Genomic DNA, 13,639 nt, shown 5'->3' on the forward strand with positions numbered 1-13,639 from the left:
CTGCTGTCTCTTTTAAGCATACCGAATACCAGGGTTTTATTTGCTATGCTTCTGTCTCTTTTGCCTCTAGGGCTTTCAAAAAAATCAAAAAACTAAAAATAGGAGGAAAATTTGATAGATGGTGTCCCCGACAGGATTCGAACCTGTGGCCTCAAAATTAGGAATTTTGCGCTCTATCCTGCTGAGCTACGAGGACAAAATCGGCGATTTAATCGCCGATAATATTCATAACGTCGTCTAGCTTTTTGTGAAGATCTTTGTCGTTGATGGGTTTTGTCATAAAATCATAAGCGCCTTTATTTAGCGCCTCGCGTTTGGCGGTCTCGTCGGTAGTAAGGACGATGACGGGGATGTGCGATATATTTTCTCTAGCGTGGAGATTGTCTAAAAATTCTAGTCCGTTCATCACGGGCATTACGATGTCTAGCAGCACCAGATCCACTGGCTGGACCTCAAGCACTGCAAGGGCATCCAAGCCGTTTTTGGCTTGAAGGACGGTATGAAATTTACCGTATTTTTTTAGCATAACCTCTAATAGCTTTAGATTGATAGGATCGTCGTCAACCGTTAAAACTTTCAATTCTTTCATTTAAAACCTTATCCTTTAATGTATTTTTGTGCGAGCTTCTCAAGGCCCGATTTAGTGATGTTATAGGTAGCGACCTCGCTAAATATCGGATTTTCGTCGCTATCGTTAGAAAACAATATCAGCTTACTTGCCGGAGCTTTTTGGCTTAAGTTTTCTAGCGCCGCAAAATCCATATTCGATAACTTTTTATCGATCAAAATTAGCTTATAACTACCGCCAGCCGCCATAGATAGGAGCTGCTCAAAGTTGCTCGCAATCTCCACGTCCTTATAGTGATGCTTTAGTATGCTTGCAAAAATTTTGCTCTCCATAATGTTTGCCTTGCATACCAAGATGTCCTTCGTAGGGACGTTAGCCTTTTGCGCCGAAGCGCCTCCGTTTGAAGCTAGACTCTTTTTAGGAACCATCTTCATTACGGTCTTTGGCACCTTGACGGTTTTGATGACCGTTTTAGGCACCTGCTTTTTAACCAGCTTCTTAACGATCTGCTTCGTAGTACCGCCTGACGGAGCGGCATCGGAACGCTTATCGCCCACGAAGTTATCTAGCATCTGAGCCAAGATATCTTTTTTGATCGGCTTGGTGCAGTATTCATCAAGCCCCGCCGCCATAAATTTCTCTCTATCGCCCTTTAGCGCGTTAGCCGTTACCGCTACGATCGGGATATGGCGTAGATTGTTTTCGTTCTCATACTGCTTGATCTGCTTGGTTGATTCTATACCGTCCATTACCGGCATCGAAATATCCATAAATATAAGATCGTAGTCGTTATTCGCCTTTCTAGCCTCTAGCGCCAAAAGTCCGTTTTCGACTATGGTTAGGTTCATATCGAAGCTATTTAGCGTATGCTTCATAAGCTTTTGATTTATCTCGTTATCCTCGGCGATTAAAATTTTAGCGCCGTATTTGCGATTTACCAGCGGCACGTTATCGTCGGCAGGATTTCTAGGTACCGGTACTTCGACCTCTTCCTCGACCTCTACCTCTTCCTCGACCATGATAGTCTCTTCCTGCTGAACATCCTCATAGACGGTGACCGGAACCTCAACCATCACATCCTCTTCAGGCTGCGGTATGACGACCGGCTCTACTTTGACGCTTACAGGCTCTATTTCAGGCTCTACCACAGGGGCCTCTTCTACAGGCTGGGTGATAGACTTGGCTGCCTCAATGACAGGTTTGGTCTCAGGCTCTGCGCTAGCAGGCTTTTGCGGCTCCGGTTGCAAAACCGGCAGAATTTCTATATCGGCTTTCGGAGCCAACGGTATCTCCGCCTTGGATTTTGAAATTTCCTCTTTCTCTTCCGGAATTTCAATCTTAGCGCTAGGCTCCTCCTTACCGATACCCGATAGATCGATCATCTCGACTTCATCAGGCTCTACGCTTGGAGTTTTAATCTCAGGCTGAGCTTGCGGCTCTGCAGGCTGCGCCTTTGGAATTTCAATCTCAATCGGAGCGATTTCGATCTCATCCTCCACTGCTCTGCTCTCCGCTTTAGGCAGATCTATCTTGATATCGTCCGCTTCTAAATTTGACTCAGAAATTTTAGCTTCGGAGTGCTTAGGCTCGGCAGGAGGAGTTTCCAGATCGATTAGCTCGTCCGAAAGATCCAAAGATATCGTCTCGGCGGCGTCTAGCTTAGGAGTATGCGCGGTAGGGATTTCCGCCTTTGGAATTTCGATATTTGGAATTTCGACCTCAGGCAGATCCATTTTGATCTCCAGCTCCTCAGGCTCCAATCTAGGAATTTCGGTTTTGATATCGCCCAAGTCCTCGATATCTAAAGTACCGATCTTCGGCTCTACAGGCTTTGGCTCTTCCTTCTTTACCTCAGCAGCGCTAGGAGCTTTATGGACGATGTCTTCTTTCGGTTTAGGCGCCTCATGCTCGTGCTTATCGTGAGTGCGCTTTCTGCTTTGCAAAATCGCGCGCAGCTCGTCCGCAGACGACATAGCGTGTCGCGGCTGCTCTACGGTAGGAGTTATGATAGGTCTTTCTTTTACCGCAGGCTCCTCCATGATGAGCTCATCCGGAACGACATTTTTATCTACGATAGGCTTTTCGATCTCGGCGTCTAGCTTGATTTCACGCGTAGAAGACAAGAAAGGCTCCGATCTATTTAAAGTTATGCCGGATTTTGAAATTTTATCCAGAGTCTTAATAAATTTGGTTAGGTTGAAAGGCTCCGTAAGGGTAAAAATTCTAGGGTTTGAGATGCTGATACTTTGAAGCTCTCTAGGCTTTAAAGTAAGTATAGTAGGCATGATCGACATATTGCTGACTTCGCCGTAGTTTTTAAATCTGGTTATTAAAGCGTCGTATTTATTGTTATTTTGCGCCGAGCGAAGCTGCGCGCCGGTATTAAATATCGAAATTCTACCGCCCAGCTTGCTGATATAGTTTTTGACGATGTCGTTATACATAACATCCGCACTATCGGCCAAAAGTGCGAAGCTTAGTCCTTTTATGCTCTCGAATACCGCGTCGGCATCGGTCTTTTGCGTCTCTTTAAAGGCGAGCGTGAAATAAAATTTAGTGCCCTTGCCGACGGTCGATTGAACCTGAAGCTTGCCACCCATCATCGCTACGTATTTGGACGAAATTGTTAGTCCCAGACCCGTACCGCCGTATTTGCGTGTGATCGTAGAATCTGCCTGAGAGAAAGCGTTAAATACGTTTGCAAGCTTGTCTTCGGAAATTCCTATACCGGTATCCTCTACGCTGAAGGTCACGATCGCTTCGTTTGGAGACTTGCTAGGCTCTCTTAAAATTTCGACCACGATATTGCCGTGCTCAGGGGTAAATTTAACCGCATTGGACATAAGGTTGATAAGAACCTCTTTGATCTTCGTAATGTCGCCGTATAAGTGGTGCACGAGCGTAGGATCGATGTAGAGCAGGATGTCGATATTCTTCTCCGCGGCCTTTGCGACGTAAATTTCAACGGCGCTTTCAAAGTCTTGGATCGGATTGAATAAAATATCCTCAAGCTCGACTTTATTACTTTCGATCTTGGAGACATCTAAGATGTTATTGATGATCGTTAGGAGGTTTTCGGATGATTTTTCGATGGTATCAACGTAGTCGCGCTTCTCCTCGTCCAGATCCGTATTTTTAAGAAGCTCGGTAAAGCCGATGATACCGTTAAGCGGCGTTCTGATCTCGTGCGACATATTAGCCAAGAAGATCGATTTTGCCTTATTGGCGTCCTCGGCGGCGCCCTTTTGATACGCTATCAGATCAAGCGCGTCCTCGATAAGCGAGTAGGCTTTATTAACGCCCTCGCTCGTTCTAACGTCGATATGTTCGTGCTGATCGGTAAGATCACCGATTCGGCTAAGCACGTTGCCCAGATCGGTAACGTTCTGTCTTAGGCGCTTTACAATACCCAAAGCAAAAATAACAAGCACGATAGCTAAGCCCCAAATTCCAAGTGCGATGAAAAGGTTTCTAAGTCTTTCCGCCAAATACTTATCGGCGTGCGCCGTAAGCTCTTCGTTGATTTTTTTGGAAATACTGCTTAGCATCTGATATTTTTGCGTAGTTAGCGTAAACCACTCCGCAAACGGAACGCTATAATGCCCCTCGTCCGCCTCTTGCTGCAAAAGCGCGGAAACTTTCGCGGCCTCTCTTAGCGTATTTTGCGATTCCGGATTGTTTAAAATTTCCAAGATCGCGCCTCTTGCGGAAGACTCCGGCAAGAAGTAGTAGTTAGGCAGCGAACTTGCTAGGTTAAAATTCGCCCACGTTCTTAACTGAGACGGATTCATTGCCTTGCTTCCGATGATGTATTCAATGATATAATCACGTTCCGAAGCCGTCGCATCTATCGCTTCGTAGGTATTAAGTAGAGAAATGGTCCAAACCGTAATATTCGAGCTTACCGAACCCTCTCTTAAAACCCTTTGAACCGCCTCGATATTATCGTCTAGCTTCTGAAAGTATGAGCTAAAAAGTTCGCTAAAGCTCTTGGATTGAGCATCGACATCTTTTCTTATCTGCGGTAGTCCATTTAATAAATTTTCAATCTCGGCCTCAGCGGCGATTAATTCGTCATTTCCAGTGCCGGAAGCAAAAAAATCAAATATCTTCTTAATTACGACATTTTCGTTTTCAACCTTGGTCTTTTTGTAATTTTCGAGCGCCTCGTCGGTTCTTTTACGCTGACCGGTAAGCAAGGTGCCCATGCCCGGGTTTCCTTCGCTACCCAAAAAGGCGGACGTAATACCGCGCTCTTTATCGACCTGCTCCATTAGGGTCGCAAGGTTGCTGTTTTTTGTGATTTGCTGCTGCAAAATACCGACCCTCGCGTAATCTCGCACAGAGATAAACAGGAAATAGGAGGCGAAGACAAAGATTAAAAGCAGCGGGATACCGCTGACCAATCGGAGAGCACTTGTAGTATTTAAGTTCATACAAAATCCTTAAAAACGCGGTTTGAGCGACGTCAAATTTATTAAACCGGGGGTAAAAGTCGCTTCCGTCGCACGCGGCGAAGACGATTTTAGCCGTCCTGCAAAGTTATTTGGGATTTTACTAAACAAATCTTTAAATATAGCTTTTTGCGTTTGTTTTTCGTTAATGGTCATTTAAAATTTTTTCCGCGGTTTGAATATTCGTAAGCGATCTGATCTCATCGAAGCTCGCTGAATAAATGCTCTCAAAATCGCCGTAAAAGTCCAAAAGCTTCTTCAGGCTTCCCTTGCTAACGCCCAAGCTTAGCAGCTTTGAGCTTTGTAGATCGAGCTTGCGTTTGCTCTTTTGGTGAAACGAGATCGCAAAGCGGTGCGCTTCATCGCGCAGGCGCTGAAAAAACTGAAGTTTTTTATCATCCGTAGGCAGTGAAAAAATTCCGCCCTTCGTGCAAATTTTATCTTTTGCGGCTCCCTTTGCGCGGTGAGCTTTAGCGTCGATTTTCTCTTTAGAGATAGCGATTATATCGACGTTTGCTCCGACGCTGCAGATTATTTCCTCCGCCAAGTTTAGCAAAGCCGTTCCGCCGTCGATGAGCCACAGATCGGGTGCGGCGAGCTCGTCAAATTTAAGCGCGCGGCTAGTTAAATACTCGCGCATCTGATCGTAGTCGTTATTTGAGCTAAGGTGCTTGTGGCGGTAGTTTTGCTTGTTAAACTCGCCATCTTGAAAGCTTATCATAGCTCCCACGGGCGCGGCGCCGAACATATGCGAATTGTCGAAAACTTCGATATTTACCGGCAAATTCGTAAGATCAAAATAATCCTTCAGCTCCTGCAAAAATGCGTAATCGTGCGTTTTTAGATGCTTTTTGATATTGATCTCGCAGTTTTGATGTGCGATCTCGCAAATTTTACGCTTCTCGCCGATTTTCGGCGCGTAAATTTTAAAGACTCTTTCGTGTCGTTTGGATAAAATTTCGCATACCAGATCCGCATCGTCAAACTCGTCGTAAACGTAAATTTTAGCGCACGCCACGGGAGCTGCGGCAGGAAAGGCGCTTAAGATCATCTGCTTATAGGCATTTGCGATATCATCGGCGCTTGGGGCTTTGCAGTTAATTATATGCGAGCTTGAGGCTGAAATTTTACCCTCGCGTATGCTAAAATGCACGGCGCAGACGAGCCCGTCGCGTGCGGCAATCGCAAAGACCTCGAAATCATCGAGCTTTGCCAGATCGACCTCAACCTTTACGTTCATCTGCCGCAAAATTTCAATCTTATCGCGGATCTGTGCGGCCTCCTCAAAATTTTCGCTCTGCGCGAGCCGAGCCATCCGATCCTGAAGCTGCGGCACCATCTTTTGCGGATTTTTCAAAGCCGTAAGCGCACTCTCCACGATACGAGCGTAATCCTGCTTTGAAATTTTATCCTCGCACGGAGCGGCGCAGCGCCCGATCTGGTGGAACAAACAGGCCTTTTTGCCCTTGACGCAATTTTTCTTCTGCACGAGCGGAAACTGCATGTAAAGCGTCTGTAAAATTTCCTTCGCGCCGTGAAAATATGGGCCGAAGTATTTGATGTTTCTACCCTTTACGATCTTTCGCGTGATCTCAAAGCGCGGAAAGTCGTCGTCTAAATTTACGTAGATATATGGATAGGTCTTATCGTCGCGTAGCAAGATGTTGTACTTGGGCTTGAGCTGCTTGATGAAGGAATTTTCTAGTATCAGCGCGTCGCTCTCGCTGGGCGTTACGATGTATTCTAAATGTACCGCCTCGCTTATCATCTTTGCGATGCGCGCACTTAAGCGCGGGCTCGGAGCGAGAGTGGGCGTGAAAGAGAAGTAGCTTTTGACGCGATTTTTTAAAATTTTTGCCTTGCCGACGTATAGCAGCTTGCCCGCGGCGTCGAAGTATTGATACACGCCGGGTGCGGCAGGCAGGCTCTTAATCTCCTCTATTAGCAAGGATCAGCCCTCTTATCTCTTCAAAAATTTTATAAATTTGCGGATCTTGGATTTTGTTTTCAAACTCCCCTTTTGCGCGCTCTGAAGATAAAATTTTTCCGCCAGGGCGCAAATGAGCTTTATAAATTTGCGCCCTTCTTCTGCTCATCACTCTATCTGCTACGAAAAATTTTATCTCTCGCACACCGCAAAGCTCCGCCGTCTCTCTAGCGACTACGAAGCGCTTTAATACGTCTTTTATTAAATTTATATTACTATCGCGTTTTAGTTCGCAAAGCCCAGCCGGGTGTTTCGCAGCTATCATCAAAATGCCATCTTTGACGTAGATGAAAGCGATCAGCCTTTGCCAACTAAGCGGCAAAATCGCTAAGAACTCGCCTCTTTCTCGCATCTTGGCATATAAAGGATCTTTTCTGATATGAGCTATTATTTCTCTTGCATTTTCCATAAGCGGATTTTAGCATTTTTTATCTTAGTTTTGCTTAGCGGCTGCGGATACAAAGCGCCGCCGTTTTACTCAGAAGGCGAGCAAGGCCCTAGCGCTACCGCCCAAAACAGGGACGCTAATAACACGAGTGATGGTAGAGGAAGCGTTAGAATTTTACGCGATAAATAGCCTACTTTTAGCTTTGCTTTGTTATACTTTTAAAAATTTTTACAAAGGAATTTCATGCAAACGGCAGACATTTTAGTGCTGGACTTCGGCTCCCAATACACCCAGCTGATCGCTAGGCGCTTGCGCGAACAAGGCGTTTACACCGAGCTGATCGCATACGACGCACCGATCGATAAGATAAAAGCAAAAAACCCCAAAGGCCTTATTTTAAGCGGCGGACCCGCTAGCGTTTACGCCAAGGATGCGTATTTTTGCGACGATGAAATTTTTGAGCTTGGAATTCCAATTTTAGGTATCTGCTACGGCATGCAGCTCATCGCGCATAAATTTGGCGCCAGCGTCGTGCCCGCGAGCAAAAAGGAGTACGGCAAGGCTTCTTTGAAACTGCTTCGCGCCAGCAAGCTATTCGGCGGCGTGGAGGACAACTCTACCGTCTGGATGAGCCATTCGGACAAGGTCGAGAGCCTGCCCGAGGGCTTTGAGGTAATGGCGAGCTCGGATGAGAGCGAGTGGTGCGTATTCGGCGACGAGATCCGTAAAATTTACGCGCTGCAGTTTCACCCCGAGGTCTGCCACAGCGAGTTCGGCGATAGAATTTTAAAAAATTTCGCCAAAGAGATCTGCGGAATAACCAGCACTTGGAATATGGGCAGCTTCGCCAAAGAGCAGATGATCAAAATAAAAGAGCGCGTAGGCAGCGCCAAAGTGCTTTGCGCAGTAAGCGGCGGCGTGGATAGCTCGGTCGTAGCGGCGCTTTTGGCACATGCGGTGCCGCAGAGTCTGATAGCGGTTTTCGTCGATAACGGACTACTCCGCACTGGCGAGCGCAAGGCGGTAGAGGAGATGTTTAGGCTCAAACTCGGCGTGAGCTTAGACGTAGTCGATGCTAGCGAGCTGTTTTTAAGCAGGCTGAAAGGGGTGGTCGATCCCGAGCAAAAACGCAAAATCATCGGCGCGACCTTCATCGAGGTTTTCAGCAAAGAGGCGGCAAAATACAAAAACGTAAAATTTCTAGCCCAGGGTACGCTCTATACCGACATCATCGAAAGCTCCGTCGCAGGCTCAAGCAAAACGATCAAAAGCCACCACAACGTAGGCGGTCTGCCAAAAGATATGAAATTTGAACTGATCGAGCCTCTGCGCGAAATTTTTAAAGACGAAGTGCGCCAGCTGGGGCTTGAGCTAGGTCTTTCGCGCGAAGTCGTTTTCCGCCATCCATTCCCCGGTCCTGGTCTTGCGATCCGCATAATGGGCGAGGTAAATACGCCGAGTCTCGAGCTGCTACGCAAAGCCGACGTGATCCTACGCGACGAACTAAAATCAAGCGGCTGGTACAACAAAACGTGGCAGGCGTTTTGCGTGCTGCTAAACGTGCACTCCGTCGGCGTTATGGGCGATAACCGCACCTACGAAAACGCCGTGTGCATACGCGTAGTGGACGCTAGCGACGGTATGACGGCTAGCTTCTCGCGCCTACCGTATGATCTGCTAGAAAACGTCTCTCGCCGCATCATAAACGAAGTGGACGGCATCAACCGCGTAGTTTACGACATCTCTAGCAAACCGCCCGCAACGATAGAATGGGAATAAAATTGTATTAAGGAAACAGAAATGAAGCTTATAAAATTTTCGGTTACAAATTATAGGAGTATAACAAAAGCATATAAAATTAGCTTGGAAAATTTTACTGTTTTAGTTGGTAAGAATAACGAAGGAAAATCTAATTTATTAATGGCATTAAATGCGGCAATGAGTATTTTAATTGAGCATGGAAAGCGCCCAATTATGAGGATAAGACCAACAAGAGACTATGATTGGGATAGGGATTTTCCTTTGCAATTAAAAGAACGACGAAGCGGATTAGAGTCTATTTTTAAGCTAGAATTTAAACTAGAAGGTCAAGAGCTTAATGACTTTCATCGAGAAACAAAAATAAAGGGAAATGAAGATATACCTATAATAATTAAAGTTGGTAAAAACAATAGACCAATAATTGAGGTTCCCAAAAAGGGTAGCTCCTCGTATAATAAAAAATCTACACAAGTTGCTAACTTTATTTCCAATAGATTGACTTTTAATTATATACAAGCAATTAGAACTGATGAAATGGCAATAGATGTATTGAGGGATGCAATATCGCAAAGAATGGATTCAATAAATGAAGAAATTGAATATAAAAATGCAATAAATAAGATTAATAAATTGCAACAAAATGTTTTAGATACAATATCCAAACAATTATTGGAGCCATTAAAAGTTTTTTTGCCAGACCTAAAAGGCGTAAGTATAATGCAAAATAATCATATGCGTTCTTATAGATATTTTAGAAGCGATATTGAAATAATAATTGACGATGGAACTCCTACAAGTATAAGCTATAAGGGTGATGGAGTAAAAAGTCTTGTGACTTTAGCGATACTGAAGGATATGAAGTCCTCAACAGGGGCGTCAATTATAGCAATAGAAGAGCCAGAATCCCACTTGCATTCAGGTGCGATTCATAGTTTAATAGAAGTTATCCAAAATATCTCTAAAAATAATCAGGTTATAATAACAACACATAATCCTTTATTTGTACAACGCAATAATATCAAGTCTAATGTAATAGTAAATTCTGGAACTGCTCAATCTGCAAAAAATATTATTGAAATAAGAAATATTTTAGGTGTTTTACCATCAGATAATTTGAAAAGCGCTAGCCATGTATTGGTTGTGGAGGGGGAGGAAGATAAAATAATTTTGTCAAAAATTTTATCACACAAAAGCCAAAAAATTAATTCAGCTATTTCAAGTAATAAGTTAATTATAAAACCTTTAGGTGGAACAGGTAATTTAGCTCACGATATTCTTGATTTAAAAAATAGTATGTGTAAATTTTTTATACTATTAGACCATGACGAGGCTGGGCGCTCTGCAATAAGACTAGCTTTATCGAAATCATTAATTACGGAAGCCGATTATAAATTAACCATTTGTAACGGGAGCCGAGATTCGGAGATTGAAGATTGTTTAAAAACAGAAGTGTATGAAAAAGTGCTATTAGACGACTTTCAAATTAATTTAAACTGCAAAGAATTTAGAAACAATAAAAAATGGTCCGATAGGGTTAAAGATGCAAGATTAAATCAGGGCGGCATGTGGAACGATGAAGTAGAAAACAAAATAAAGCAAAAGGTAGCAAGCTGTGTTTCGCAATGCAGTTGTCCTGTTGAAAATATTCTTGTAGAACAAAAATCTGGATTTATAAACGGATTAATTGAATCCCTTGAAAGAATGTTGGAAATATCATAATAATGATATTTAAACAATTTCCTTAAAATAAAAGTTTGATTTTTTATAAAAGAGCTAATTCTATCATGGTATACAAATTTTATTATGGTAATGTGTAAATGTTGACAATAGAGTTAGATAAAATTGAAAATAAGAAAATTGAGAAGGAATAATACGAAACGAATCTGCGTCATCCTGGCACACCCTTACGAAAGAAGCCTAAATGCGGCTATTGCAAACGTAGCGGTAGAAAAGCTGCAAAATAGCGGCTACGAGGTTAAATTTCATGATCTATATAAGGAGAAATTTAATCCGATCCTTAGCGGCGCTGAGCTCGTGAGCGATGAAAGCGACGACGAGCTGTTAAAGGCGCATCAAAAAGACATAGCAAACGCCCACGGCATCGTGATTGTCCATCCGAACTGGTGGGGCGAGCCGCCCGCCATCCTCAAGGGCTGGATTGACCGTGTGCTAAGGCAGAGAGTAGCCTACGATTTTGCGCCGGGCGATAACGGCGGCGGGCTTCCGATAGGACTTTTAAAGGCTAAAGCCGCCGTAGTTTTCAACACCTCCAACACCCCCGAGGCCAGAGAAAACAAGATATTCGGCGATCCGCTGGAAAAAATTTGGAAAAGCTGCATTTTTGATTTTTGCGGCGTGAAAACCTTTGAGCGGCTGATGTTTAGAGTGGTCGCAGATAGCGACGAAGCTGAGCGAAAGGTCTGGTTAGAGCAGGTAGTGCAGACGCTGGATAGGTACTTTCCGAAGCAGATTAATTTGCTTTAAATTTAAAAATGCGCTGCTCGCAAAATCCGAACGGCATAGAATTTGACTGCCTATTTAAACAGATACGCGCCGAATTCGCTCGCACATTTGGCGAAAAATCTATGAAATTTAGGAGGCAATTATGCTTAGATTAATCGCTGCGATGGCGATTTTAGCGGCTCTCATATACTTCGTGATGGGCGACGGCGGTAAAAAGACGATCAAAGATTATAAAAATTTCAGCCGCGAGGAGCTGGAGACTTTATGCCTCGAAAAGAACGATAAAATCGCCTGCCAGCGCATCGCCGTGGACTATACCAAAGAAAATAAACCGAAAAAATGATCTAAATTTGCGAGGCTAATTTTACGGTTTCGCTCAAACAGCGCGCGGTTAAATTTATTTCTAGTCCGATCCAAACTCTGTGCGGATAAATTTGCCTGCAAGGCACGGCTCAGATGCCGATTTGATCGGTACCGAGCGCCGCGCAAATAGTGTAAATTTAAAAGCAATAATTCAAGTATTAGCATGCACGTCGATAAAACCGCTAGCGCAAATTAAAATCGATAAATCGCGCTGTGTTCTTTACGCGCAGACAAAAGGAGCGACGGATGAAAATTTTCACGATTTATAAATTTAACGCCGCAGATCTCGCGCTCATCTCAAAGCACAAAAAGGGCGTGCTAAAATACGGCAACTTTATCGCGCTAAGTAGTGAGGGCGGCGATAAAAAGGCTATCACGGCGACTGATGACACGCTTTTTATCTACGATTTTAAGACGCAGACGGGCACGCGAAAGCGACTAAAGGGCTGCGCGGCGATTTTTAAGCAAGATGAGCTAAATTTCTTGATTTTTACGCGCTCGGGTCAAATTTACCGCTTAAATTTGAGCGGTTGCGAGCTTAAAATTATCGCTAAAGCTTGCCCTATGACGCAGGTGCAGCGCGCGGGCGGCGGATATTGCATTCGCGTGGGCGAAGCGGGCGAAAACGGCGAAATAGAGAGTGCTAACGAGCTTGTTTTTACGGACGCGAATTTTAACGTTAAATTCCGCGTAGAGCTGGACTTTGATTTCGATAAATTCGAGCTTGCGGCGGGCAGATCAGACGGCTGGTGCGGGTACTTTATAAACGAGCCGAATGAGCTGAGGGTTCTTAATCTTATACGTAGCGATGCGGGCGGCTTCGAGCACGGCGGCTCGGGCGGATTTACTCAGGACGAGGTGAGTAAATCCAGATGCGAAGCGACGAATAAATTTGAGCAAAATGAGCCCGCCCGATATCTCGCGACAAAGCCTGTTTTGGCGCATAAATTTAAACAAAAGGGTGCGAGAATTTTAGGCGTCGTTACGGCTACTTCTTGCCAGGCTGTGAGCGTAAAATACGAAGCGGAGCAAAAGGGCGCATTTGCCGAGCAAAATTTAGCGCCCGAAGGCGTCGAAAAAGAGGAGCATACGCAGCCGCATACCCGCACGTGTCGAGTGCTAGTAGATAATGCCTACGACGAGGGTGCGGAGCAAATTCTAACCTGCTATGAGATATGAGTATCCGCTGTAAAGCACGCCTAGTTTGTGAGATGGGGATGCCCGTATATGCTCTGTCGCGCCACAAAATACTACCCGCGCATTGGAGCAAAGCGATAAAATTTACAGACCCAACAAAAACAGCGTATACGGCGTGTGTCTTAAACAAAATTTGAAAAATTCAGCCTCCGTATAGCTAATGCTTAGGATTGATACCAACAAGGCAGGCTGCGGCACAACATGCGAGTAAATACGATTTATAGCCATAATAGCCGTGATATGAGACAAACGACCGCGGCCGTGCGGAGGGCTGCGGCTACGCTACTAATACCCGTGGCGCACCCAAGGTGTTAGCATGCGGCGAAATGATAGGGGCAATGGGCATGTCTTATCCACGCCTGATCCGAGCTCGACTTACTATGCGCGTATCGGGGCAAGACCATATGTGCTATACCGACAGGGTCGCAGCGAGTTCAGTCTGCCGCGCCGTCAGCGCT

Annotated in this window: 10 protein-coding genes and 1 tRNA gene; 6 read left to right on the forward strand and 5 right to left on the reverse strand. The window is 44.8% G+C overall.

Translation table 11 applies throughout. The features are described from left to right. Nucleotides 1–119: 119 nt before the first annotated feature. The 5 genes from Q0438_RS10820 to Q0438_RS10840 form a co-directional block, all read right to left on the reverse strand. Nucleotides 120–196 (reverse strand) — tRNA-Arg (locus tag Q0438_RS10820). Between the two features lie 12 nt (nt 197–208). Further along, nucleotides 209–589, reverse strand: a complete 381-nt coding sequence (locus Q0438_RS10825) for a response regulator (protein WP_299190801.1) — start codon at nt 587–589, stop codon at nt 209–211. Between the two features lie 8 nt (nt 590–597). Next, complete coding sequence (locus Q0438_RS10830; protein WP_299190803.1) at nt 598–5,004, reverse strand: ATP-binding protein; 4,407 nt, start codon at nt 5,002–5,004, stop codon at nt 598–600. A gap of 163 nt (nt 5,005–5,167) precedes the next feature. Beyond that, complete coding sequence (gene uvrC / locus Q0438_RS10835) at nt 5,168–6,970, reverse strand: excinuclease ABC subunit UvrC (protein WP_299190804.1); 1,803 nt, start codon at nt 6,968–6,970, stop codon at nt 5,168–5,170. Next, on the reverse strand, nt 6,951–7,361 hold the full coding sequence (locus tag Q0438_RS10840) for a hypothetical protein (RefSeq protein ID WP_299190806.1): 411 nt from the start codon (nt 7,359–7,361) through the stop codon (nt 6,951–6,953). Before Q0438_RS10840 ends, uvrC begins: the two co-directional genes overlap by 20 nt. A gap of 27 nt (nt 7,362–7,388) precedes the next feature. Between Q0438_RS10840 and Q0438_RS10845 the strand changes: the two genes are divergently transcribed. The 6 genes from Q0438_RS10845 to Q0438_RS10870 all read left to right on the forward strand — a co-directional run bounded on the left by Q0438_RS10845 (nt 7,389) and on the right by Q0438_RS10870 (nt 13,163). After that, nucleotides 7,389–7,586 (forward strand): hypothetical protein, encoded by a 198-nt coding sequence (locus Q0438_RS10845; RefSeq protein ID WP_299190807.1) that lies wholly within the window; start codon nt 7,389–7,391, stop codon nt 7,584–7,586. Between the two features lie 54 nt (nt 7,587–7,640). After that, nucleotides 7,641–9,176: a glutamine-hydrolyzing GMP synthase gene (gene guaA, locus Q0438_RS10850; protein ID WP_299190809.1), complete on the forward strand. Its 1,536-nt coding sequence runs from the start codon at nt 7,641–7,643 to the stop codon at nt 9,174–9,176. A 21-nt stretch (nt 9,177–9,197) separates the two neighbouring features. After that, entirely contained in the window at nt 9,198–10,877 is a 1,680-nt protein-coding gene (locus Q0438_RS10855) for an AAA family ATPase (protein ID WP_299190811.1), read from the forward strand. 138 nt (nt 10,878–11,015) lie between these two features. Continuing rightward, nucleotides 11,016–11,642, forward strand: a complete 627-nt coding sequence (locus tag Q0438_RS10860; protein WP_299190812.1) for an NAD(P)H-dependent oxidoreductase — start codon at nt 11,016–11,018, stop codon at nt 11,640–11,642. Nucleotides 11,643–11,763: 121 nt separating this feature from the next. Then, complete coding sequence (locus Q0438_RS10865) at nt 11,764–11,964, forward strand: hypothetical protein (protein ID WP_297915840.1); 201 nt, start codon at nt 11,764–11,766, stop codon at nt 11,962–11,964. A gap of 266 nt (nt 11,965–12,230) precedes the next feature. Continuing rightward, nucleotides 12,231–13,163, forward strand: coding sequence for a hypothetical protein (locus tag Q0438_RS10870; RefSeq protein ID WP_299190814.1), 933 nt, complete (start codon nt 12,231–12,233; stop codon nt 13,161–13,163). Nucleotides 13,164–13,639: the final 476 nt, after the last annotated feature.

The organism is uncultured Campylobacter sp. (genome assembly GCF_938030785.1).
GTDB lineage: Bacteria > Campylobacterota > Campylobacteria > Campylobacterales > Campylobacteraceae > Campylobacter_B.

What these genes read in the sequence shown, in the direction of transcription:
- Q0438_RS10845 (WP_299190807.1), top strand. Translation starts at nt 7,389, where the DNA reads ATGAGCTATTATTTCTCTTGCATTTTCCATAAGCGGATTTTAGCATTT.
- Q0438_RS10825 (WP_299190801.1), bottom strand. Translation starts at nt 589, where the DNA reads ATGAAAGAATTGAAAGTTTTAACGGTTGACGACGATCCTATCAATCTA.
- Q0438_RS10840 (WP_299190806.1), bottom strand. Translation starts at nt 7,361, where the DNA reads ATGCGAGAAAGAGGCGAGTTCTTAGCGATTTTGCCGCTTAGTTGGCAA.
- Q0438_RS10870 (WP_299190814.1), top strand. Translation starts at nt 12,231, where the DNA reads ATGAAAATTTTCACGATTTATAAATTTAACGCCGCAGATCTCGCGCTC.
- Q0438_RS10855 (WP_299190811.1), top strand. Translation starts at nt 9,198, where the DNA reads ATGAAGCTTATAAAATTTTCGGTTACAAATTATAGGAGTATAACAAAA.
- Q0438_RS10865 (WP_297915840.1), top strand. Translation starts at nt 11,764, where the DNA reads ATGCTTAGATTAATCGCTGCGATGGCGATTTTAGCGGCTCTCATATAC.
- Q0438_RS10830 (WP_299190803.1), bottom strand. Translation starts at nt 5,004, where the DNA reads ATGAACTTAAATACTACAAGTGCTCTCCGATTGGTCAGCGGTATCCCG.
- guaA (WP_299190809.1), top strand. Translation starts at nt 7,641, where the DNA reads ATGCAAACGGCAGACATTTTAGTGCTGGACTTCGGCTCCCAATACACC.